Raw genomic sequence first — 24,649 nt, forward strand, 5'->3', positions numbered from 1 at the left:
TTTCTTGTTTTACTTATTAGTCGATTACTGCACCTGATTTTTTTGCAACACGAACTTTTTTGCCGTTTTCGATTTTGTAACCTATACGAGTCGGCTCGCCAGATTTTGGATCGATTAGCATTACGTTCGATACGTGGATTGCAGCTTCTTGAGATACAATACCACCTTGTGGGTTTAACTGGTTAGGTTTGATATGCTTTTTAACGATATTAACGCCTTCAACAAGAACGCGGTCTTGTTTTGGGAAAGCAGCTAAGATAACGCCTTCTTTGCCTTTATCTTTACCAGTAATAACTTTTACCTTGTCGCCCTTTTTAACATGCATTGTGTGTCGCACCTCCTTGATTGGTACTGTCATGAAAATTAAAGAACTTCTGGAGCAAGAGAAACGATTTTCATGAAGTTGCTATCACGTAATTCACGTGCAACAGGTCCGAAAATACGAGTTCCGCGTGGTGACTTATCATCTCTGATAATAACGCAAGCATTTTCATCAAATTTAATGTAAGTACCATCTTTACGACGAACGCCAGATTTTGTGCGAACGATAACAGCCTTAACAACGTCACCTTTCTTGACAACGCCACCTGGTGTTGCTTTCTTAACTGTACATACGACGATATCGCCGATGTTAGCAGTTTTACGTCCAGAACCACCAAGTACTTTAATAGTTAAAACTTCACGTGCACCTGAGTTGTCAGCAACTTTCATACGACTTTCTTGTTGGATCACTTAGGTTACCTCCCTTCGGAACTTTATATTTTCCGAAATAGTTATTAGATAATAACCGCTTTTTCTACAACTTCCACTAGACGGAAATGTTTAGTAGCTGATAGCGGGCGAGTTTCCATGATACGTACGATATCACCGATTTTCGCAGTGTTTAGCTCATCATGAGCTTTGAACTTTTTAGAATATTTTACACGCTTACCGTAAAGCTTGTGCTTTTTGTGTGTTTCAACTAAAACAGTAACAGTTTTGTCCATTTTATCTGAAACTACACGGCCTGTGTAAACTTTGCGTTGGTTACGCTCAGTCATGCCAGAAAACCTCCTTTATTCGTATTATTGTGCACTGATTTCTCTTTCACGAATCACAGTTTTCATGCGCGCAATCGCTTTACGAACTTCGCGGATGCGAGCTGTGTTTTCTAATTGACCAGTCGCCAATTGGAAGCGAAGGTTGAAAAGCTCTTCTTTCAGTGATTTCACTTTTAATTCGATTTCAGAAGTGGCAAGGTCACGGATTTCATTAGCTTTCATTAGATTCACCACCAGTTTCTTGACGTTTTACGATCTTACATTTAACAGGAAGTTTATGTGATGCTAAGCGAAGTGCTTCACGTGCGATCTCTTCAGATACACCAGCGATTTCGAACATAATTTTTCCTGGTTTTACTACTGCTACCCAACCCTCAGGAGAACCTTTACCAGAACCCATGCGGACTTCTAGAGGCTTTTTCGTATAAGGTTTATGTGGGAAGATTTTAATCCAAACTTTACCGCCACGTTTCATGTAACGAGTCATTGCAATACGGGCAGATTCGATTTGACGGTTTGTAATCCATGATGCTGTAGTAGCTTGTAAGCCCCACTCACCAAATGTTACTTCTTTACCGCCTTTCGCTTCACCACGCATGTTGCCACGGTGTTCACGACGATATTTTACGCGTTTTGGTAATAACATAATTATTTGCCTCCTTCCACAGAGTTCTTTTTAGTAGGAAGGACTTCACCACGGTAGATCCAAACTTTAACGCCTAATTTACCGTATGTTGTATCAGCTTCAGCATGTGCATAATCAATGTCAGCACGTAATGTATGAAGCGGAACAGTTCCTTCGCTATAGTGTTCAGCACGCGCGATATCAGCGCCACCTAAACGACCAGATACTTGTGTTTTGATACCTTTTGCACCAGCGCGAATTGTGCGTTGGATTGCTTGTTTTTGAGCACGACGGAATGATACGCGGTTCTCAAGTTGACGAGCGATATTTTCTGCTACTAAGCGAGCATCAAGATCAGCACGTTTAATTTCTACGATATTAATGTGAACACGCTTGCCAGTAGATTCGCTTAAGTATTTACGTAAGTTTTCAACTTCCGTACCGCCTTTACCGATTACCATACCTGGCTTCGCAGTGTGAATTGTAATGTTTACGCGATTTGCAGCGCGCTCGATTTCCACTTTAGATACAGATGCATCTTTTAATGTAGATTCGATATGTTTACGAACTTTGATATCTTCGTGTAAAAGAGTAGCATAGTCTTTCTCAGCGAACCATTTTGATTCCCAATCACGAATAATACCAACTCGTAGTCCTATTGGATGTACTTTTTGACCCACGGATTAACCCTCCTTCTTCTCTGATACCACAACAGTAATGTGGCTCGTGCGTTTGTTAATTGCGCTTGCACGTCCTTGAGCACGTGGACGGAAACGTTTTAGTGTTGGACCTTCATCAACAAAGATTTCAGATACAACTAAGTTATTTACATCTAACTCATAGTTGTGTTCAGCGTTAGCAACTGCAGATTTTAATACTTTTTCAACGACTGGAGACGCCGCTTTTGGAGTATGACGTAAAATTGCAACTGCTTCACCGATTTGCTTGCCTCGAATTAAGTCTACTACTAGACGTACTTTACGAGGAGCGATACGAACTGTACGAGCGATAGCTTTAGCTTGTGTCATTAGGATTTACCTCCTCTCAAAATTAGCGTCTTGTTTTCTTATCGTCTGCACCGTGACCTTTGTAAGTACGTGTTGGTGCGAACTCGCCTAACTTGTGACCTACCATATCTTCTGTCACATATACAGGAACGTGTTTACGTCCATCATATACAGCGATTGTTAAACCGATGAAGTTCGGGAAGATAGTAGAACGGCGAGACCAAGTTTTAATTACTTGTTTTTTCTCAGAAGCCTCTTGTACTTCCACCTTTTTCATAAGGTGAGTGTCAACAAAAGGTCCTTTTTTCAAGCTGCGACCCATTTAGGAACCTCCCTCCGTGATCCCACCACGGCTCTTCTAACGAACCGTAGTACAATCACTTTATTTTTTGCGTCCACGAATGATAAATTTAGAAGATTTGTTTTTCTTCTTACGTGTTTTATAACCAAGAGCTGGTTTACCCCATGGTGTCATTGGAGATTTACGTCCGATTGGAGAACGTCCTTCACCACCACCGTGTGGGTGATCATTAGGGTTCATTACAGAACCACGTACAGTTGGGCGTTTACCTAACCAACGAGAACGACCTGCTTTACCAATGTGGATAAGTTCATGTTGCTCGTTACCAACTTGACCAACTGTTGCACGGCAAGTAGCTAATACTAAGCGAACTTCACCAGATTGAAGACGGATAATTACGTATTTATCTTCACGTCCAAGTACTTGTGCTGATGTACCAGCAGAACGTACTAATTGTCCACCTTTACCAGGTTTTAACTCGATGTTATGGATTGTTGTACCCATTGGAATGTTTGCTAATGGTAATGCGTTACCTACTTTAATATCTGCGTCTGGACCAGAAACGATCGTTTGACCTACTTCAAGACCTTTCGGAGCTAAGATATAACGTTTTTCACCGTCAGCGTAGTTAATTAATGCGATATTCGCAGAGCGGTTTGGATCATACTCAATTGTAGCAACGCGTCCTGGAATGCCGTCTTTAATACGTTTAAAGTCGATTACGCGGTATTGCTTCTTATGACCACCACCGTGATGACGAACAGTAATTTTACCTTGGTTGTTACGACCAGCTTTGCGCTTTTTCGGAGCTAATAAAGACTTTTCAGGCTTATTAGTAGTGATTTCCGCAAAGTCAGATGACGTCATGTTACGACGGCCATTTGAGGTTGGTTTGTACTTTTTAATCGCCATTTGTGTTCCCTCCTTCTATAATTGCTCAGGTTACCCTGTTTATTAGAATAATTCGATTTCTTTTGAATCAGCAGTTAATTTAATGATTGCCTTACGACGTTTGTTTGTATAACCGCTGTATTTACCAACGCGTTTGAATTTACCTTTGTAGTTCATGATGTTTACTTTATCAACTTCAACACCAAAGATTTCTTCTACCGCGTCTTTAACTTGTGTTTTATTAGCGCGAGTGTCTACTTCAAAAGTATACTTTTTCTCTGCCATTAATTCAGAAGAACGCTCAGTAATGACCGGACGTTTAATGATATCACGTGCTTCCATTATCCAAGCACCTCCTCAACTTTTTCTACTGCAGCTTTTGTGAATACAACTTTATCGTGACCTAAAAGATCAAGAACGTTGATTCCGCTAGCTGTTAAAACAGTTACGCCAGGGATGTTACGAGCAGATAATGCTACGTTTTCATCTAAGTCAGCAGTAACGAATAATGCTTTTGAATTGATTTCTAATGCTTTTAAAATAGCAGCGAAATCTTTTGTTTTTGGTGCATTTAAAGTTAATGCATCAAGTACTAAGAAGTTTTGTTCTACAACTTTAGCTGATAAAGCTGATTTAAGAGCTAAGCGACGAACTTTCTTCGGTAATTTATATGAATAGCTTCGTGGAGTTGGGCCGAATACGACACCACCGCCGCGCCATTGTGGAGAGCGGATCGAACCTTGACGAGCACGACCAGTTCCTTTTTGACGCCATGGCTTACGACCACCACCAGCAACTTCAGAACGGTTTTTTACTTTGTGATTACCTTGACGTAGAGAAGCACGTTGTGCGATTACTGCGTCGAATAATACCGCTTCGTTTGGCTCGATTCCGAAAATCGCATCGTTTAATTCGATTTCACCAACTGAAGCGCCTGTTTGACTAAGTACAGATACCTTTGCCATTCCTGTTTCCTCCTTTCTTTGGGAAATTATTTAGATTTAATAGCAGTCTTCACTGTTACTAATGCTTTTTTAGAACCAGGAACATTACCTTTAACTAATAATAGGTTACGTTCAGCATCCACCTTAACGATTTCAAGGTTTTGGATTGTTACAACGTGACCACCCATTTGACCAGGTAATTTCTTTTGTTTGAATACGCGGTTCGGAGCAACTGGACCCATTGAACCAGGACGACGGTGGTAACGAGAGCCGTGGGCCATAGGACCACGAGATTGTCCGTGGCGTTTAATTACACCTTGGAAACCTTTACCTTTTGAAACACCTGTTACATCAATTACATCGCCTTCTGCGAAAATTTCTACTTTGACTTCTTGACCAACTTCGTATTCTGCTACGTTTGTGTTGCGGAATTCACGAATGAAGCGCTTAGGAGCCGTATTTGCTTTTGCTACGTGACCTTGTTCTGGTTTGTTTGAAAGCTTAACGCGCTTATCTTCGAAACCAACTTGAATTGCTTCGTAGCCGTCAGTTTCAACTGTTTTCTTTTGAAGCACTACGTTTGGTGTAGCTTCGATTACTGTTACTGGGATTAAATCTCCGTTCTCAGCGAAAACTTGAGTCATACCGATTTTTCTACCTAAGATTCCTTTAGCCATTTGTCACACCTCCTGTAAATTTTAAAAGTTCTATTTCGTTTTACCATTAAAGTTTGATTTCAATATCAACGCCAGATGGTAAATCAAGCTTCATTAACGCATCAACAGTTTGTGGTGTTGGGTTAACGATATCGATTAGACGTTTATGCGTACGCATTTCGAATTGCTCACGAGAATCTTTGTACTTGTGAACCGCACGAAGAATTGTATACACAGAACGTTCTGTCGGTAACGGGATTGGACCCGATACGCTTGCACCTGAACGTTTAGCAGTTTCAACAATTTTCTCAGCAGACTGATCAAGAATACGGTGATCATACGCTTTTAAACGAATACGAATTTTTTGTTTTGCCATTACTTTCCCTCCTTCTCGCCTATTTTCTAGACATTCTCCACGAAAATTCTCCTACACACCGCCATGGCAAAGCGGCCGGGTGTGTCGGCAACCTCTCGCTTCATCGCAGTCAAAGACCAACATTCAATATTATATACAATCCTATTGCAATAAGCAAGTAGTTTTATAAAAAAAAATGAATGCCTTTGTCATGCTCTATTTCGTTAATTACATTTCGCTATATTTATAAGCCGTTGTCTAGTATATAAAATATTTCCCGCCATTGCAAGCGATAATTGTAGCTTGTTGTATTGCAGTTGCTGCTTTTATGTAAGACACTTTATAATCAAACACTTTTCGGGCAATAAATACTTCTTTCTGCTAGTCAATTTGCATATTCATTCAAAAAAATAAGTAGTGACCCACAAAGAATCACTACTCTCTTCCTATTTAATTGTTGTTTATAAACTACCCTTGACTACCTTTTTATAATAGTGAACCGACAATAGCATAAATACGAGATACATGAAAATATATAAAGCCATCATGATCAACATCGGTGCCACTAACTCTGCCCCAAAAAAGAACCAGCCTGACTTGACTGCAAAATAGCTATGCAATAGCCCAATTAGTAACGGTACACCAAAGTTAAAGATTTGTTTCCATATGATACCTTTTAAAATATCCTGCTCAGAAAAACCTATCTTCCTCAATGTCGTGTAGCTTGCCTGCTCCTCATCAGCCTCTGCAACTTGTTTAAAGTACAAAATGCTGCCTGTTGTCAGTAAGAACGCTAATCCTAAGAAAGCCGCAATAAATATAGTCATACCGAAAATGCTCATATACTCTTGCCATTCCTGCTGGTATGAATTTTGTTTAACAATAATTTGTTTTCCATCTAACTCGAAAATATCCCGAATATCCGCTCCCGATTGTATATACAGCTCCTCCGCTTGCAATATATCATTTCTATCTTCTAAAAATACAAGCGTTTGAGGTACACGCTGGCGTTCACCATAAAATTCTTTATATTGCTCGTATTTGGCATCCGATACAACAAGCACTGCATAAATCACACCGTTGCTACCGTTTTGCGTAAGCGTGCTTTCTCGGCGTACATCTACAATTTTCAATTTATCTTGTAGACGATTACCTAATGTTTCTAGCATTACGTCAATTTCTCCTTGCTTTTTCACCTCATACACCTTTGTCACACTATCAACCATATTCGTTAAAATGGCCTCATCTTCTGCTAGCTCAATTTTTCCTTGCAATTGTTCATAAGTAGATTGGGAAATCAGCCTTTTACTCGCATTCTCTCCATAAAAAATTTGATTAACATCATCAGGATCCTTTAATAAATTAGCCACATCAAATTTCACATAAATATCTTCGTATGTTACCGCCTGATAATCAATGTGATGCTCATCTAGCAAAGCTAAGAACGCTGGTCCTTTCTCCGTCACAAGCGCATAATCAGCCGGTACTACATTTTTCACTGCCTTCTCTGCTGAATAATAAGAAATATATGCAAGTGTTGAAATAGCTAATGACACCGCTGTTAGTACAGTAATCAAGGTTAAAGACTTCGCATTGCCTTTCATACGATGCATAATTGGTGTCACTGCCAGTACATCCGTTGTTGTTAAATGACCATTTTTAGATAGTCGACGTAAATTAAAGATAAACGCAACAGAATAACGAAAGACTAAAAATGCACCACCAATCGTTGAGGCTAAAATCAGCAACATATTCCTCAATAGCGCATCAACCTTATTATCTGCAAACAACTGTGTTGATTCATAATAACCGTATACAATTAATAGAATACCGAGCACACCCACAGACATTTGCCATACGCTAAAGCGCTTTACACGCTCTTCAGTTTGATGAGAGGCCGTAAATAAAGATAACAATGAAACACGTCGAATCAGCCAATAGAGCTGTGCTAAAATAACAAGCAACAACAAACCAAATAATCCAAGCGTTTGCATAATTGCCTTTGAACTAAAGGTTAAACGCACCAATACATCCTGTTCTAATATTTTCATCAAAATAAGTGTAAAAAATCGTGAGCTTAAAAGACCTGTAACAACGCCAATGAGCACAGCCCCACTAAATAACACGAAATTTTCAAATGCGATTAGACGAAAAATCAGTCCCTTTGTCATACCGATTAACTGATACATGCCTATTTCCTTACTACGCCTCTTCGTAAATAGATGATTGGCATACAACACAAAAAATAAGACAATGAAATATAACAAATAGGAAGCTGCTTTAAAACCAGCTGCTGCCATTGAGCTATTCGACACTTGTTCTAATACCTCATCATTAAATTGGAGCGTCACAAAGGAAAAATAAAGAGTCACACTGAAAATGAGTGAAAAGAAATACAAAAAGTAATGACGCATATTTTTCAGCATAGAGCGTGTAATTAAGCGCCTAATCGTCATAGCCATCACCACCTAAAACGCTTTGTGTGCTTAAAATTTGCTGAAAGAACTCTTGGCGTGTCTTATCGCCTTTATAAAGTTCTGTGTAAAGTGCCCCATCCTTCAAAAATAGCACGCGGGAGCAAAAGCTCGCTGCTACCGCATCATGTGTCACCATCATAATCGTTACATGATGCTCTCTGTTGATTTGCTCCATATTTTTCAACAGTGCTGCCGCTGACTTCGAATCAAGCGCTCCCGTTGGCTCATCTGCAAAAACTATGGACGGATTAGTAATCAATGCACGTGCTGCAGAAGTGCGCTGCTTTTGTCCTCCTGAGATTTCATTCGGATATTTTGCAATAATATCTTCAATACGTAAAATTTTCACAAGCGCTTGAAAGCGTTGTTCAGCCGCTTTATGTGGGATTTTTTTAATTGCTAAAGGAAGCAAAATATTCTCTTTTACCGTCAATGTATCGAGCAAATTATAATCTTGAAAAATAAATCCTAACGCATCACGTCTAAAAGCCGCCAACTGGCGCTCCTTCATTTCCTGCAATATTTGCCCATTAATCTCTACAATCCCTTCGGTTACATGGTCAATAGAGCATAGCACATTTAATAATGTTGTTTTCCCAGAGCCTGAAGGCCCCATAATGCCAACAAACTCACCTTTACTTACTTCTAAATCTATACCTTTTAACACTTCAACTGCTGTAAATCGTTTGCCATATGTTTTACGGACTTTGCGGGCCGTTAAAATATTCATTATTTATTCCTCCTGCTTTCTTATGTATCTTCATTTTACAGCTGCCGCAAGTAGAAATCGTTCGTTTTACGTTACAATAATAAACGGTATGTGACAATGTCGTCACATACCGAATGTTCGCACATATTCATTTTGCACAGGGAATTTAAATACAACGGTTGTACCTTTCCGATAAATCGAATCAACATATAACAGTATACCTAAAGATGTCGCAGCTCGCTTTGCTAAATAAAGCCCCATTCCCGTTGCCACATTTGTTTCTCTGCCTATTGTGCCAGTATAAGATTTTTTAAAAATACGCGGTAAATCCTCTGGACGAATGCCTGGTCCCACATCGGTTATCTTCAACAAAATATGCTCTTGTACATCACGCGTGACATTAACAATAATTTCACTATTATGCGGACTATATTTAATCGCATTTGACAGCACTTGGCGCACAATAAACCCAAGCCATTTTGCATCTGTTAACACAACTTCCTCTATCTCATCTATTTGGAAGCCAATCCCTTTCTCCATACACCATGTTTGAAATTGTCGTATTTCTTTAAAGATAACTGTTCGCAGTTGCACTTGTTCGAGTCGATTATCTTCCGCAATCGTTTGCAATCTCGTTTGGTGTAATTGTTGATCAACCAATAAATGCAGACGTATCCATTCCTGTTCTAGCCGATTGCGCGCTTTGTTATCCTCTAATTGCTCTATCATTAGTTTCATCGCTGTTAACGGTGCTTTAATTTCATGCACCCACGCTAGAAGCTCATCTTGCTCTTCACTTTTCTCAAATTTAATTTTTTGTACAATTTTCACTTGCTGCTGCCTTTGTTCTTCATACAATTCAATGATCTTACGTGTATACAAGTCCCAACGATAGCTTTCAACATCCTGTAGCGACTTTTGATAGAGGATATTTTTCAAGCTAGCTCTTTCCCAAAAATAACGAGCAGTTAAAAATAATAAAAATAGCAAAATAGCCACACTATTTAAATAGCCTATAGACACCGCCGCAAATCCAGTATCAAGCATACAAATTATATTCCACACTAGAAGTAGCCCAATAAAGAAACTAATCCACATCATATGTTGTCGGATAAATAATAGAATCATGTAGACACCGCCATATAGCCTAGCCCTTTTTTCGTCACGATAACATCTATCAACCCCACTTCTTCAAGCTTTTGACGAAGGCGATTGATGTTCACTGTTAGCGTGTTATCATTTACAAAACGTTCATCATCCCATAGCTTGCGCATTAACTCATCGCGCGACACAATTTTATCTACTCGCTCTACTAGTAGCTTCAAAATAAATAGCTCATTTTTCGTAAAGTCGATTTGTTGATTATTATATGTAAGAATCCCTCGCTCATAATCAATCAGCGCCTCTTGCCAGCTAATAATTTGCTGTGCTTGCTGCTGATAATCATATGTACGTCTTAATAAGGCCTGTATTTTTGCTACAAGCACATCCATATGGAAAGGTTTTTGCACAAAATCATCCGCACCAAGCTGCATCGCCATTACCATATCCATCGGGTGATCTCTGGATGATAAAAATAAAATTGGCACATTGGATATTGCCCGAATTTCCCGACACCAATGAAAGCCATCATAGGCAGGTAGCTGAATATCTATAATGACAAGCTGAGGATTTTCCTTTGTGAAATCATCCATCACTTTATGGAAACTCTTTGGTCCTTCTACGGTCAAAGACCATTGTTGCAAGCGTTCCTCTATTAAACGAGATATCGACATATCATCCTCTATTAAAAAAATTTTCACTATTAGTCACCTCTCTTATTGTAAGTTTACAATAAATACAAAAAAAACCTCAAGAGCGTCCCCTTGAGGTTTAAGAAAAGATTAATTATTTTTGGATAGAAGCAACTACACCAGCGCCTACAGTACGGCCACCCTCACGGATAGAGAATTTAGTACCTTCTTCAAGAGCGATTGGAGCGATAAGTTCTACTGTCATTTCGATGTTATCGCCAGGCATAACCATTTCTACGCCTTCTGGTAAGTTACAAATACCTGTTACGTCAGTTGTACGGAAGTAGAACTGAGGACGGTAGTTAGAGAAGAATGGAGTATGACGGCCACCCTCTTCTTTTGATAAAACATAAACTTCAGCTTTGAAGTTTGTGTGTGGAGTAATTGAACCTGGTTTAGCTAATACTTGACCACGTTGGATATCTTCACGAGCTACACCACGAAGTAAAGCACCGATGTTGTCACCAGCTTCAGCGTAGTCTAATAATTTACGGAACATTTCAACGCCTGTTACAGTTGTTGATTTAGCTTCTTCAGCGATACCAACGATCTCAACTACGTCACCAACTTTAACTTGACCACGTTCAACACGGCCAGTTGCTACTGTACCACGACCAGTGATAGAGAATACATCCTCTACTGGCATCATGAATGGTTTGTCAGTTTGACGTTCTGGAGTTGGGATGTAGCTATCTACAGCATCCATTAATTCAACGATTTTTTCTTCCCATTCTGCTTCGCCTTCAAGAGCTTTAAGAGCAGAACCTTTGATTACAGGTAGATCATCACCTGGGAAGTCATATTCAGAAAGTAGGTCACGGATTTCCATTTCTACTAATTCTAATAATTCTTCGTCGTCTACCATATCACATTTGTTCATGAATACTACTAAGTAAGGTACACCTACTTGACGTGATAAAAGGATGTGCTCACGAGTTTGTGGCATTGGGCCATCAGCAGCAGATACTACTAAGATACCGCCGTCCATTTGTGCAGCACCAGTGATCATGTTTTTAACATAGTCAGCGTGTCCTGGGCAGTCAACGTGTGCATAGTGACGTGATTCAGTTTCATACTCAACGTGTGAAGTATTGATTGTAATACCACGCTCTTTTTCTTCTGGAGCGTTATCAATATCAGCGTAAGATTTAGCTTCGCCACCCATTTTTTTAGAAAGAACTGTTGCAATAGCAGCAGTTAAAGTAGTTTTACCATGGTCAACGTGACCAATTGTACCAATGTTAGCATGCGTTTTCGAACGGTCAAATTTTTCTTTAGCCATTAGAGAAAGCCTCCTATAATCTATGTTTTAGTTTTTTATGTTATGAGTGCTGGCTTAAACCGGGCCCAGCTAAGCCAGACAATCATAGCTTACAAATTAGTTATACTTTATGCAAGATGAAATTTCAATTATTCACCTTTATTTTTTTTGATGATTTCTTCTGCAATTGATTTTGGCACTTCTTCATAGTGGTCAAACACCATTGAGAATACACCGCGACCTTGTGTTGCAGAACGTAAAGTTGTTGCATATCCGAACATTTCAGATAGTGGCACCATTGCGCGTACTACTTGAGAGTTACCACGAGCTTCCATACCTTCTACACGTCCACGACGAGCAGTTACGTTACCCATGATATCACCAAGATACTCTTCTGGAATTACAACTTCAACTTTCATCATTGGCTCTAAAATAACTGGGCTACATTTAGAAGCAGCCGCTTTTAAAGCCATCGAAGCAGCGATTTTGAACGCCATTTCGTTTGAGTCAACATCATGGTAAGAACCATCGTATAATTTCGCTTTGATGTCGATTAATGGGTAACCAGCAACAACCCCACGGTCAAGCGAGTCACGAAGACCTGCTTCAACTGCCGGAATGTATTCACGTGGTACTACACCACCAACAACAGCGTTTTCGAATTCGAAGCCTTTACCTTCTTCGTTTGGAGAAAACTCGATCCAAACGTCACCATATTGACCACGACCACCCGATTGACGAGTGAATTTACCTTGAACTTGAGCTGAACCACGGAACGTTTCACGGTAAGATACCATTGGCGCACCAACGTTACATTCAACTTTGAATTCACGTTTCATACGGTCAACTAAAATGTCTAAGTGTAACTCACCCATACCCGAGATAATTGTTTGACCAGTTTCTTGGTCAGTGTGGGCACGGAATGTTGGATCTTCTTCTTGTAATTTTTGTAAAGCTTGACCCATTTTATCTTGGTCAGCTTTTGATTTAGGCTCTACAGATAAAGAGATTACTGGCTCTGGGAATTCCATAGACTCTAAAATAACAAGGTTTTTCTCGTCACATAGAGTGTCACCAGTAGTAGTATCTTTAAGACCTACAGCAGCAGCGATGTCACCAGCGAATACTTTTGAAATTTCTTCACGGCTGTTCGCGTGCATTTGAAGGATACGACCTACACGTTCACGTTTACCTTTTGTAGAGTTTTGCACGTATGAACCAGAATCTAAGATACCAGAGTACACACGGAAGAATGTTAATTTACCAACGAATGGATCCGTCATAACTTTAAATGCTAAAGCTGAGAATGGCTCTTCGTCAGAAGATTTACGTTCTAACTCTTCATCTCCATCAACTGAAGTACCTTTAATTGATGGTACATCAACTGGTGATGGTAAGTAATCAATAACTGCATCTAGCATTTTACGAACACCTTTGTGTTTGAACGCTGTACCACAGATTACTGGATAGAACTCTACCGCGATTGTTGCCTTACGGATAGCTGCTTTTAATTCAGCAACAGTGATTTCTTCACCTTCTAAGTACTTCTCCATAAGATTTTCATCAACACTTGCAATAGCATCGATTAATTTTTCACGGTACTCTTCTGCTTGTGCTTGATATTCTTCAGGAATTGCTTCACCTTCACGAAGTGCTGTACCTTCTTCGTTATCGTAGTAAGTTACAGTCATTTCGATTAAGTCAATAATCGCTTTAAATTCATCTTCCGCACCAATTGGTAATTGGATTGGATGTGCATTTGCTTGTAAACGATCATGTAAAGTACCTACAGAGTATAAGAAGTCCGCACCCATTTTATCCATTTTGTTAATGAATACAATACGTGGTACACCATAAGTAGTTGCTTGACGCCATACTGTTTCAGTTTGTGGCTCAACACCTGATTGAGCATCAAGTACTGTTACTGCGCCGTCAAGTACACGTAAAGAACGTTCTACTTCTACAGTGAAGTCTACGTGACCTGGTGTATCGATAATGTTTACGCGGTTGCCTTTCCATTGAGCTGTTGTCGCAGCAGACGTGATTGTAATACCACGCTCTTGCTCTTGCTCCATCCAGTCCATTTGAGAAGCACCTTCGTGCGTTTCACCGATTTTGTGGATTTTACCAGTGTAATAAAGGATACGCTCAGTTGTCGTTGTTTTACCAGCGTCAATATGAGCCATGATTCCGATATTACGTGTATTCTCTAATGAGAATTCGCGTTTCATAGGAAATTTCTCCTTCCATATTCGGTTGAGGCTATATTAATAGTTAATTAACTAGCGTATAAAATATTACCAACGGTAGTGAGCAAATGCTTTATTTGCTTCTGCCATTTTGTGCATATCTTCACGTTTCTTAACTGAAGCACCAGTGTTGTTTGATGCATCTAAGATTTCGTTTGCTAAACGCTCTTCCATTGTTTTTTCACCACGAAGACGAGCGTAGTTTACTAAATAGCGAAGACCTAAAGTTGTACGACGTTCTGGACGTACTTCTACTGGTACTTGGTAGTTAGAACCACCTACACGACGAGCGCGTACTTCTAAAACTGGCATTACGTTGTTTAATGCAGCTTCGAATACTTCAATCGGATCATTACCAGAGCGTTCTTTTACTAATTCAAACGCACCGTATAAAATCTTTTGAGAAGTACCTCTTTTACCATCAATCATCATTTTATTGATTAAACGAGTTACTAGCTTTGAATTATAAAGCGGATCTGGTAACACGTCACGTTTGGAAACAGGACCTTTACGAGGCATGTGTTTTCCTCCTTTCAAGTAATAAATAATTTATTCTTTTATTATTTCTTTTCTTTAGGGCGTTTTGCACCGTATAAAGAACGTGATTGCATACGACCGTTTACACCAGCAGTATCAAGAGCACCACGTACGATATGGTAACGAACACCCGGTAAGTCTTTTACACGACCGCCACGGATAAGAACAACACTGTGCTCTTGTAAGTTGTGACCTTCACCTGGGATATACGCAGTAACCTCGATTAGGTTGCTTAAACGTACACGAGCGTATTTACGTAACGCTGAGTTAGGTTTTTTAGGCGTCATAGTACCTACACGAGTACAAACACCACGTTTTTGTGGAGATTTAACGTCAGTTAAAGATTTTTTAAATGAGTTATATCCTTTGTTTAACGCTGGTGAGTTTGATTTCGTGCTTTTAGATTTACGAGGCTTACGGACCAATTGGTTAATTGTAGGCATCGATTTTTCCTCCCTTCATTCATTCCTTGTAATACCACACATCCAGGTGGTTCATTTTTAGGGTAAAAACAAAGTCTTTGTGTATACTACACAAAAACTACATCGCAGTAATCGCAATAACCGCAGCTCCAACATGAATGCCGCAAGCTTTTCCAAGTTCTTTTTTTGACTCGACCAAAGTAATTGGTATACCGATTTCTTTCGCGAGAAGAATGGCCGGATCGGTTACCCAACTGTCTGCATCGAGTGCGACAAAAAGCTCTGTAACTTGACCAGCATGCATTGCTTTCACTGCTTGCTTTGTACCTATGATTGTTTGACTAGCCTTTACTTTATTATAAGACATTTGCATATCCTCCAAAGCATAGACAGTTAACTATCAACCTTAAACATATTATCATTCTCTACTTGCACCTGTCAACTATTTATTTTTAAAAGGAGTTCTGCGCCATGCAGATTAGTTAGCCGTTCACGTGCGGCGTGACGTCTTAGGTTAATCACTTCCAAAAAGTAAAAAGCGAGCATAGTTAATATCAATTACGCTGAGGCGTAATTGCGTCCAGATTTTTTGAGCTTGCTCAAAAACTCCCCTTCAAAATCTGTGACATCCGCCGGAGGCTTTAACTTCTTGCAGTCGGTGTTTGAACACCCGCTGAAGCAAGTCTCATGCTGCCATTCATCTCCCCCCTATAGAAGTGGAAGACTTCTGTATCTGCCGCTTCGCTTTCGATACAAAAACATTGCTGAAAGAAGTTAAAAATTCCGGCAGAGAATTGCTCTCTACCGGAATTGACATTACTCAGCTGAAGTTAACTCTTCTTCCGTTTCAGCATCTTGCTCGATACGGATTTGACGATAACGTTGCATACCAGTACCTGCTGGCACAAGTTTACCGATAATTACATTTTCCTTCAGACCAAGAAGTTCGTCACGCTTACCTTTAATCGCTGCATCTGTTAACACACGAGTTGTTTCTTGGAATGATGCCGCAGATAAGAATGATTCTGTTTCCAGTGAAGCCTTTGTAATACCAAGAATAACAGGGCGACATGTCGCTGGATTTTTACCATTTAAAATAATGTCTGCATTCGCTTCAGCAAATTGATGTATGTCTAATAATGAACCTGGTAATAAATCTGTGTCACCAGCTTCAATTACACGTACTTTACGTAGCATTTGGCGAACCATTACTTCAATATGTTTATCTCCAATTTCTACACCTTGCATACGGTATACTTTTTGTACTTCTTTTAATAAATATTCTTGTACTGTAGATACGTCTTTTACTTTCAATAATTGCTTCGGATCAATTGAACCTTCAGTTAATAACTGCCCTGGTTCAATTGTATCGTTCAATTGCACTTTTAAGCGAGCATTGTAAGGCGCTTGATACTTACGTGTTTCCACTTCACCCTGTACAGTAATTTCTTTTAAGCCTTCACGGATTTCTTCGATTTCTGATACTACTCCACCAACTTCAGAAATAACCGCTTGCCCTTTCGGATTACGCGATTCAAAAATTTCTTGAATACGTGGAAGACCCATCGTAATATCGTTTCCGGCTACCCCACCTGTATGGAATGTACGCATCGTTAACTGTGTACCAGGTTCACCGATTGATTGTGCCGCAATAATACCTACTGCCTCACCAACTTCAACCTCTTCACCTGTAGCTAAGTTCATGCCATAACATTTTTTACATACACCATGTTTTGTATTACATGTAAATGCTGAGCGGATTGTCACTTGCTCAATGCCTACTTCATCAATTGTACGTGCTATATCTTGCGTAATTAATCCATCACGCTCTAAAATAACTTCCCCAGTTTCCGGATGGAAGATCGTTTTCTTTGCATAACGACCTACCACACGCTCATCTAACGCTTCGATTAGCTCATTGCCTTCCATTAATGCACCAATTAATAAACCGCGGTCAGTACCACAGTCATCTTCACGTACAATAACATCTTGCGCAACGTCTACTAAACGTCTTGTTAAGTAACCTGAATCGGCTGTTTTCAGAGCTGTATCGGCAAGACCTTTACGCGCACCATGTGTAGAAATGAAGTACTCTAATACCGTTAAACCTTCACGGAATGAAGATTTGATTGGTAATTCGATAATTCGACCAGCCGGGTTGGCCATCAGACCACGCATACCTGCTAACTGTGTAAAGTTCGATGCGTTACCACGAGCTCCAGAGTCAGACATCATAAAGATTGGGTTTGTTTTTTGTAAAGATTTCATTAGCTTGCCTTGGATTTCATCTTTGGCAGCAGTCCATACGCTAATAACGCGGCTATAACGCTCCTCTTCCGTAATTAAACCACGACGGAATTGAATCATTACTTTATCTACTTTTGATTGTGCTTCGTCTAAGATAACACCTTTATCTGGTAATACGACGATATCCGATACCCCTACCGTAATACCTGCACGAGTAGAGTGTTTGAAGCCTAAATCCTTCATACGGTCTAACATTTTTGATGTTTCTGTAATGTGGAATCGTTTAAATACTTCTGCGATAACATTACCTAAAAACTTTTTACGGAATGGTGGTACAACTGGCACAGATGCAAAGTATTTTTGTAAAACAGCTTTACGTTGTGCATCAATCTTCTCAGCTTCTGATAAATCAACATAGCCTTCAGTTGCCTCTACTTCCGCTAATAGTTCTGCATCAATTGTTAATTTTGCAAAGTATTTTTCTGGCGTTTTCTGCTCTAAGTTCGTATCTGTCGGCTCGTTAATATACGGGAATGTTTCCGGTAAAATCTCGTTGAAAATTACTTTACCAACAGTTGTTAATAAGAACATTTGGTTTTGCTCTTCTGTAAATGTTTGGTTATTTACAGAGCTTCCATGGATCGCAATACGTGTGTGTAAATGTACATGACCAGTTTGGTATGCGATTAACACTTCGTCTGGACCGTAGAAAATAGAACCTTCACCACGAGCATTTTCACGCTCAAGCGTTAAGTAATAGTTACCTAATACCATATCTTGAGATGGTGTAACTACTGGTTTACCATCTTTCGGATTTAGGATATTTTGTGCTGCTAACATTAATAGACGAGCTTCTGCCTGTGCTTCTGCTGAAAGTGGAACGTGTACGGCCATTTGGTCACCATCAAAGTCAGCGTTATAAGCTGTACATACTAATGGATGTAGACGAATTGCACGACCTTCTACTAATGTTGGCTCAAACGCTTGAATACCAAGTCGGTGAAGCGTCGGTGCACGGTTTAGAAGTACAGGATGCTCACGAATCACATCTTCTAATACGTCCCAAACCTCATTGTGTAAACGTTCAATTTTACGTTTTGCACTCTTAATATTATGAGCTAGACCACGCTCTACTAATTCCTTCATAACAAAAGGCTTAAATAGCTCAATAGCCATTTCTTTTGGAAGACCACATTGGTACATTTTTAAATTTGGACCTACTACGATAACCGAACGACCAGAATAGTCTACACGTTTACCTAGTAAGTTTTGACGGAAACGACCTTGCTTCCCTTTCAACATGTGTGAAAGTGATTTTAAAGGACGGTTACCTGGCCCCGTTACTGGGCGACCACGACGACCGTTGTCAATTAAAGCATCTACCGCTTCTTGCAACATACGTTTTTCGTTTTGAACGATAATGCTTGGTGCACCAAGGTCTAATAAACGTTTTAAACGATTGTTACGATTAATTACACGACGGTAAAGATCGTTTAAGTCTGAAGTGGCGAAACGTCCACCATCTAATTGCACCATTGGGCGAAGTTCTGGTGGAATAACAGGTAGTACATCTAAAATCATCCACTCTGGTTTATTGCCAGAATTACGGAAAGATTCCACTACTTCAAGGCGCTTAATTGCACGTGTACGGCGTTGTCCTTGAGCTGTTTTTAATTCTTCCTTTAATGTTACCGTTTCGCTTTCAAGGTCGATTTTTTCAAGTAACTTTTTAATTGCTTCTGCACCCATCGCTGCTTCAAATGTTGCACCGAATTTTTCACGGTAAGCACGATATTCTTTTTCAGAAAGCAGTTGCTTGCTTTCCAAATTTGTATCCGCAGGTTCAATTACAACATAAGATGCAAAGTAAATAACTTCCTCAAGCGCCCGTGGAGACATATCTAAAATAAGACCCATGCGGCTAGGGATACCTTTAAAATACCAAATATGAGAAACTGGAGCTGCTAACTCAATATGTCCCATACGCTCACGACGTACTTTAGCACGTGTTACTTCTACGCCACAACGGTCACAAACTACGCCTTTATAGCGAACGCGTTTATATTTACCGCAATGACATTCCCAGTCCTTTGTAGGTCCGAAAATACGCTCACAGAAAAGACCATCCTTTTCTGGCTTTAATGTACGATAGTTGATTGTTTCTGGCTTCTTCACTTCGCCATATGACCAAGATCGAATCTTATCTGGAGAAGCTAAGCCGATTTTCATATATTCAAATTCATTAACGTCTATCAAGGAGCCTACCTCCCTTTAGTCTAAGTCTTTATAAAGACCTTTCCGTAGCTCGACATTTCTCATCGTTTTCATTTATTACAAAAGAACGGGCAGGGCTAAATCCTGCCCGATTAAAAATCTGCACTATCTTCCTGAGGCTCTAGTTTGATTCAGCGAGAGTTACACCACTTATTGAATCAAGATAGATTACTCAGCAGTTTCTACTGCATCGGCTTCTTCATCAGTTGGTATAATGTTTAATGCATCCGCTGGCTGAAGATCTTCTTCTTCATCAAGATCACGCAGTTCGACTTCTTCATCGTTGATTGTTAACATTTTTACATCCATACCTAAAGATTGAAGCTCTTTAATTAATACTTTGAATGACTCAGGAACACCTGGCTCTGGTACACTTTCACCTTTAACGATTGCTTCGTATGTTTTCACACGACCTACAACATCATCCGATTTTACAGTTAAAATCTCTTGTAATGTGTAAGCAGCACCATATGCTTCAAGTGCCCAAACCTCCATCTCACCAAAGCGCTGACCACCGAATTGTGCTTTACCACCAAGCGGTTGTTGCGTTACAAGTGAATATGGTCCCGTTGAACGAGCATGTAGCTTATCGTCAACCATGTGGGCAAGTTTAATCATGTACATAATACCTACTGATACACGGTTATCGAACGGCTCACCTGAACGTCCATCATATAAAATTGTTTTACCGTCGCGGTCCATCCCTGCTTCTTCCATCGTTTCCCAAACGTCTTCTTCATTGGCACCATCAAATACTGGTGTCGCCATATGAATACCTAAGTAACGCGAAGCCATACCTAAGTGTAGCTCTAGCACTTGTCCGATATTCATACGTGAAGGTACGCCAAGTGGGTTTAACATGATGTCAACAGGTGTACCGTCTGGCATAAACGGCATATCTTCTTCTGGTAAGATACGTGAAATTACCCCTTTGTTACCGTGACGTCCGGCCATTTTGTCCCCAACGCGGATTTTACGTTTTTGAACAATATAAGCACGAACTAACTGGTTAACACCTGGTGGCAACTCGTCACCATCTTCGCGATTGAACACTTTCACATCAAGTATGATACCGCCAGCTCCGTGTGGTACACGTAGAGACGTATCACGAACTTCACGTGCTTTTTCACCAAAGATTGCATGTAATAAGCGCTCTTCTGCAGTTAATTCAGTAACCCCTTTAGGTGTTACTTTACCTACAAGAATATCACCATCGCGCACTTCCGCACCGATGCGGATAATACCACGCTCATCTAAATTGCGTAGTGCATCTTCCCCGACGTTTGGAATATCACGTGTAATTTCTTCAGGTCCAAGTTTTGTATCACGAGACTCTGATTCATACTCTTCAATATGAACAGATGTATAAACATCGTCTTTTACAAGGCGTTCACTCATAATAACAGCATCTTCATAGTTGAAGCCGTCCCATGTCATGAAGGCTACTAATACGTTGCGCCCAAGCGCTAACTCGCCTCGTTCCATCGATGGACCATCAGCTAAAATATCTTTTGGCTGCACGCGGTCACCAACTTTAACGATTGGACGCTGGTTATATGATGTACCTTGGTTAGAACGAACAAATTTTTGAACTTTATATTTCGTTAAATCGCCTTTAACTTCTTTACCATCAACCATTTCAATACGACGTACACGAATTGAACGTGCTTCAACATGTTCAACAATACCTTCGTATTTAGCTACAACAGCAGCTCCTGAGTCACGCGCATCAACATGCTCCATACCTGTACCTACGAAAGGTGATTCAGGATTTAACAATGGAACAGCTTGACGTTGCATGTTCGCACCCATTAACGCACGGTTTGAGTCATCGTTTTCTAAGAATGGAATACATGCTGTCGCTACAGATACTACCTGTCTCGGAGATACATCCATGTAGTCAATTTTCTCTCTTTTGAATACAGTATTATCACCTCGGAAGCGTCCTACAACTTCTTCCATCGTAAATGTACCGTCTTCATTTAAAATCGAGTTAGCCTGTGCTACTACATAGTTATCCTCTTCATCAGCTGTTAAGTAATCGATTTGCTCAGTTACTTGACCTGTATCAGGATCTACGCGACGATATGGTGTTTCAATAAAGCCGAATTTATTAATTTTCGCAAATGACGAAAGCGAGTTAATTAAACCGATGTTCGGACCCTCTGGCGTTTCAATTGGACACATACGACCATAGTGAGAATAGTGAACGTCACGCACTTCCATACCAGCGCGCTCACGTGTTAAACCACCCGGCCCTAATGCTGATAAACGACGTTTGTTCGTTAATTCTGCAAGCGGGTTTGTTTGGTCCATGAATTGCGATAATTGAGAGCTACCAAAGAATTCTTTAATAGACGCAATTACAGGGCGAATATTGATTAATTGCTGTGGTACGATTGACGCTGTGTCATTGATTGACATACGCTCACGCACTACACGCTCCATACGAGATAAACCAATGCGGAATTGGTTTTGCAATAGCTCACCAACAGAACGAATACGACGGTTTCCTAAATGGTCGATATCGTCTGTATTTCCAACACCGTAAAGTAAATTAAAGAAATAAGAAACAGAAGCTAAAATATCAGCTGGAACAATATTTTTCACTTCTTCTTCAACATACGCATTGGAAATCACATTGATTTCTTTTTGCGCTTCATCGTTCGGTGCATAAATTTTAATTGTTTGAATTGTAATATCGTCCTCTAAGACACCACCCATTTGTGATAGCTTACGGAAGCCGATACCATTTTCTAAATAAGGAATTATCTTATCTAACGTACGTCGATCAAGAACAGTACCTTTCTCAACTAAAATTTCACCTGTTTCTGGGTCAGCCAATGTTTCTGCAATCGTTTGGTTGAATAAACGGTTTTTAATATGCAGCTTTTTATTCATTTTATAGCGACCTACATTCGCTAAATCATAACGTTTTGCATCGAAGAAGCGAGAGTATAGTAAGCTTTTTGCACTTTCTACTGTAGGTGGCTCACCTGGACGTAAACGCTCATAAATTTCAAGAAGCGCTTTTTCCGTGCTTTCTGTATTATCTTTTTCAAGCGTATTGCGTAAATATTCATTATCACCGATAATATCGATAATTTCTTGATCTGAACCGAAGCCTAATGCACGCAGTAAAACTGTAACCGGTAATTTACGTGTACGGTCGATACGAACATAGACAACATCTTTTGCGTCTGTTTCATACTCAAGCCACGCACCACGGTTTGGAATAACTGTTGCACCAAAGCCCTTTTTACCATTTTTGTCCGTTTTATCATGGAAGTAAACACTTGGAGAACGGACTAACTGTGAAACGATAACACGCTCGGCACCATTAATAATAAATGTGCCTGTTTCCGTCATTAAAGGGAAATCCCCCATAAAGACATCTTGCTCTTTTACTTCATCTGTTTCCTTGTTGTGCAAACGTACTTTTACACGCAATGGTGCAGCATACGTTACGTCACGTTCTTTACACTCATCCACTTCATACTTTGGTTCCCCTAAAGCATAATCGACGAATTCAAGTGCAAGATTACCTGTAAAATCTTCGATTGGCGAAATGTCGTGGAACATTTCACGCAATCCTTCTGCAAAGAACCACTCATAAGATGCTGTTTGAATCTCGATTAAATTCGGAAGCTCAAGCACCTCTTTAATACGCGCAAAACTTCTACGCTGGCGGTGTCGTCCGTACTGAACTAGTTGACCTGTCAACTCATTCACCCCTCAATAAAGCGATAATAGGTCTTTCCAAAACCACATAAATGATGTATGATTTCGAAAGACAAAAAGAAAACGAGTCTTTATAAAAAGCTCATTTTCGGTTAAAATAAACTGAATTCTTGCAAAACATGCCCTACTGAGAAATTCAACTCAAATAAAAGGGCATACTTCCTCAAAATAATAATTTTGCATTTTATTATATTATCACAGTCAATTTGTCAAGTCAATATTTTAGCGTAGATTGACTTGACAAAAATACAATTTATTTGCTAAGTATGATTGTACTCTATTTTTTTGCGCGCACAATCCAATAGCCTTTTTTCTTCTCAACAACTTCCACTTCAGTAAACTTCTCTTCTAAATGACTAACTGTCGACGGAGCGCCTTGCTTCTTTTGGATAACAACCCATAACTCCCCATCCATTGCCAGCATACTATATGCTTCATCATAAAATTTAAAAATCGTTTCCTTCCCAGCACGAATAGGAGGGTTTGTTAAAATAGCCGCAACTTTTGTTTGAGGCGTTACATTCGCTAGTCCATCACTCTCGATAACTTGCACATTTTGAATCCCGTTCATTTCCGCATTTTTTTGTGCTAATGCTACAGCACGGGAATTAATATCCATCATATAAATAAAGCGATCTTGGTGTGCCTTCGCTAACGCCAAACCAATCGGCCCATAGCCACACCCTATATCCATAACTACCCCTTGAATTGCAGGTATTTTGAATGTATCAATCAATACACGGGAGCCAAAATCTACTTCACTTTTACTAAAAACACCCGCATCTGTTTCAAATACAAACTCCGAGCCAAGCAATGTAAACTTCCATTTACGCGGCTTACTTTCAACTTGCGGCTTATTAGAATAATAGTGCTCTGACACTTAGTAACGCCTCCTTAATCAATTACGCCTCGGCTAACTTCTCGTTTGGATTTCTTCGAGCTCACTCTTTGCAGAAGTTAACCAAGATACTGCACGCACCAACGGTTAACTAACCTGCATCATGCAGATTTCTCTTTAAAATCCACCAAAGCTTTTATCTTAGTTCAATACTGCACTAAGATAAAAAGAATTAGGTAAAAAAACAAGCTCGTCATACGACGAGCTTGTTTTTTTATTTGT

At 39.9% G+C, this 24,649-nt stretch carries 25 protein-coding genes; all 25 read right to left on the bottom strand.

Annotated elements, in window-relative coordinates:
• Positions 1-16: 16 nt before the first annotated feature.
• Positions 17-325 carry a 50S ribosomal protein L24 gene (rplX, locus tag C9J34_RS06480; RefSeq protein WP_107839048.1) on the bottom strand — a complete coding sequence of 103 codons (309 nt, stop codon included), beginning with the start codon at positions 323-325 and terminating at the stop codon, positions 17-19.
• Between the two features lie 38 nt (positions 326-363).
• Positions 364-732 (bottom strand): 50S ribosomal protein L14, encoded by a 369-nt coding sequence (gene rplN, locus C9J34_RS06485; protein ID WP_004233650.1) that lies wholly within the window; start codon positions 730-732, stop codon positions 364-366.
• A gap of 44 nt (positions 733-776) precedes the next feature.
• Positions 777-1,040: a 30S ribosomal protein S17 gene (gene rpsQ / locus C9J34_RS06490; protein ID WP_107839049.1), complete on the bottom strand. Its 264-nt coding sequence runs from the start codon at positions 1,038-1,040 to the stop codon at positions 777-779.
• Between the two features lie 24 nt (positions 1,041-1,064).
• Positions 1,065-1,262, bottom strand: a complete 198-nt coding sequence (gene rpmC / locus C9J34_RS06495; protein ID WP_042478642.1) for a 50S ribosomal protein L29 — start codon at positions 1,260-1,262, stop codon at positions 1,065-1,067.
• The gene (gene rplP / locus C9J34_RS06500) at positions 1,252-1,686 is read right to left on the bottom strand and encodes a 50S ribosomal protein L16 (protein ID WP_042478640.1); all 435 of its coding nucleotides are present in this window, start codon (positions 1,684-1,686) and stop codon (positions 1,252-1,254) included. The genes rpmC and rplP overlap by 11 nt, the downstream gene beginning before the upstream one ends.
• Positions 1,687-1,688: 2 nt before the next feature.
• A complete protein-coding gene (rpsC, locus tag C9J34_RS06505) occupies positions 1,689-2,345 on the bottom strand; it encodes a 30S ribosomal protein S3 (RefSeq protein ID WP_107839050.1) in 657 nt (218 codons plus the stop codon).
• A gap of 3 nt (positions 2,346-2,348) precedes the next feature.
• Positions 2,349-2,693 (bottom strand): 50S ribosomal protein L22, encoded by a 345-nt coding sequence (gene rplV / locus C9J34_RS06510; protein ID WP_042478638.1) that lies wholly within the window; start codon positions 2,691-2,693, stop codon positions 2,349-2,351.
• A 22-nt stretch (positions 2,694-2,715) separates the two neighbouring features.
• Positions 2,716-2,994: a 30S ribosomal protein S19 gene (gene rpsS / locus C9J34_RS06515; protein WP_066542807.1), complete on the bottom strand. Its 279-nt coding sequence runs from the start codon at positions 2,992-2,994 to the stop codon at positions 2,716-2,718.
• Positions 2,995-3,054: 60 nt separating this feature from the next.
• Complete coding sequence (gene rplB / locus C9J34_RS06520; RefSeq protein ID WP_107839051.1) at positions 3,055-3,885, bottom strand: 50S ribosomal protein L2; 831 nt, start codon at positions 3,883-3,885, stop codon at positions 3,055-3,057.
• Between the two features lie 42 nt (positions 3,886-3,927).
• Entirely contained in the window at positions 3,928-4,206 is a 279-nt protein-coding gene (rplW, locus tag C9J34_RS06525) for a 50S ribosomal protein L23 (protein WP_107839052.1), read from the bottom strand.
• A complete protein-coding gene (rplD, locus tag C9J34_RS06530) occupies positions 4,206-4,829 on the bottom strand; it encodes a 50S ribosomal protein L4 (protein WP_107839053.1) in 624 nt (207 codons plus the stop codon). Before rplD ends, rplW begins: the two co-directional genes overlap by 1 nt.
• A gap of 26 nt (positions 4,830-4,855) precedes the next feature.
• The gene (gene rplC / locus C9J34_RS06535) at positions 4,856-5,485 is read right to left on the bottom strand and encodes a 50S ribosomal protein L3 (protein WP_107839054.1); all 630 of its coding nucleotides are present in this window, start codon (positions 5,483-5,485) and stop codon (positions 4,856-4,858) included.
• Positions 5,486-5,531: 46 nt separating this feature from the next.
• Entirely contained in the window at positions 5,532-5,840 is a 309-nt protein-coding gene (gene rpsJ, locus C9J34_RS06540) for a 30S ribosomal protein S10 (RefSeq protein ID WP_042478628.1), read from the bottom strand.
• A 440-nt stretch (positions 5,841-6,280) separates the two neighbouring features.
• Positions 6,281-8,275 (bottom strand): FtsX-like permease family protein, encoded by a 1,995-nt coding sequence (locus C9J34_RS06545; RefSeq protein WP_107839055.1) that lies wholly within the window; start codon positions 8,273-8,275, stop codon positions 6,281-6,283.
• Positions 8,265-9,026 carry an ABC transporter ATP-binding protein gene (locus tag C9J34_RS06550; RefSeq protein WP_107839056.1) on the bottom strand — a complete coding sequence of 254 codons (762 nt, stop codon included), beginning with the start codon at positions 9,024-9,026 and terminating at the stop codon, positions 8,265-8,267. The genes C9J34_RS06545 and C9J34_RS06550 overlap by 11 nt, the downstream gene beginning before the upstream one ends.
• A gap of 102 nt (positions 9,027-9,128) precedes the next feature.
• Positions 9,129-10,133 (bottom strand): sensor histidine kinase, encoded by a 1,005-nt coding sequence (locus tag C9J34_RS06555; protein WP_107839057.1) that lies wholly within the window; start codon positions 10,131-10,133, stop codon positions 9,129-9,131.
• Positions 10,130-10,807: a response regulator transcription factor gene (locus C9J34_RS06560; protein ID WP_107839058.1), complete on the bottom strand. Its 678-nt coding sequence runs from the start codon at positions 10,805-10,807 to the stop codon at positions 10,130-10,132. The genes C9J34_RS06555 and C9J34_RS06560 overlap by 4 nt, the downstream gene beginning before the upstream one ends.
• A gap of 85 nt (positions 10,808-10,892) precedes the next feature.
• Positions 10,893-12,080: an elongation factor Tu gene (gene tuf, locus C9J34_RS06565; protein ID WP_107839059.1), complete on the bottom strand. Its 1,188-nt coding sequence runs from the start codon at positions 12,078-12,080 to the stop codon at positions 10,893-10,895.
• Positions 12,081-12,208: 128 nt separating this feature from the next.
• Positions 12,209-14,290, bottom strand: a complete 2,082-nt coding sequence (gene fusA, locus C9J34_RS06570) for an elongation factor G (protein ID WP_107839060.1) — start codon at positions 14,288-14,290, stop codon at positions 12,209-12,211.
• A gap of 66 nt (positions 14,291-14,356) precedes the next feature.
• Positions 14,357-14,827 (bottom strand): 30S ribosomal protein S7, encoded by a 471-nt coding sequence (gene rpsG, locus C9J34_RS06575; RefSeq protein WP_066168849.1) that lies wholly within the window; start codon positions 14,825-14,827, stop codon positions 14,357-14,359.
• Between the two features lie 41 nt (positions 14,828-14,868).
• A complete protein-coding gene (gene rpsL, locus C9J34_RS06580; protein ID WP_042478613.1) occupies positions 14,869-15,288 on the bottom strand; it encodes a 30S ribosomal protein S12 in 420 nt (139 codons plus the stop codon).
• A gap of 97 nt (positions 15,289-15,385) precedes the next feature.
• On the bottom strand, positions 15,386-15,634 hold the full coding sequence (locus tag C9J34_RS06585) for a ribosomal L7Ae/L30e/S12e/Gadd45 family protein (RefSeq protein ID WP_107839061.1): 249 nt from the start codon (positions 15,632-15,634) through the stop codon (positions 15,386-15,388).
• A gap of 449 nt (positions 15,635-16,083) precedes the next feature.
• Positions 16,084-19,770, bottom strand: a complete 3,687-nt coding sequence (gene rpoC / locus C9J34_RS06590; protein WP_107839062.1) for a DNA-directed RNA polymerase subunit beta' — start codon at positions 19,768-19,770, stop codon at positions 16,084-16,086.
• Positions 19,771-19,956: 186 nt separating this feature from the next.
• Positions 19,957-23,520, bottom strand: a complete 3,564-nt coding sequence (gene rpoB, locus C9J34_RS06595; RefSeq protein ID WP_193768917.1) for a DNA-directed RNA polymerase subunit beta — start codon at positions 23,518-23,520, stop codon at positions 19,957-19,959.
• A 286-nt stretch (positions 23,521-23,806) separates the two neighbouring features.
• Positions 23,807-24,409 carry a class I SAM-dependent methyltransferase gene (locus tag C9J34_RS06600; RefSeq protein ID WP_107839064.1) on the bottom strand — a complete coding sequence of 201 codons (603 nt, stop codon included), beginning with the start codon at positions 24,407-24,409 and terminating at the stop codon, positions 23,807-23,809.
• Between the last annotated feature and the right edge of the window lie 240 nt (positions 24,410-24,649).

This window comes from Metasolibacillus meyeri (assembly GCF_003049505.1).
Lineage (GTDB): Bacteria > Bacillota > Bacilli > Bacillales_A > Planococcaceae > Metasolibacillus > Metasolibacillus meyeri.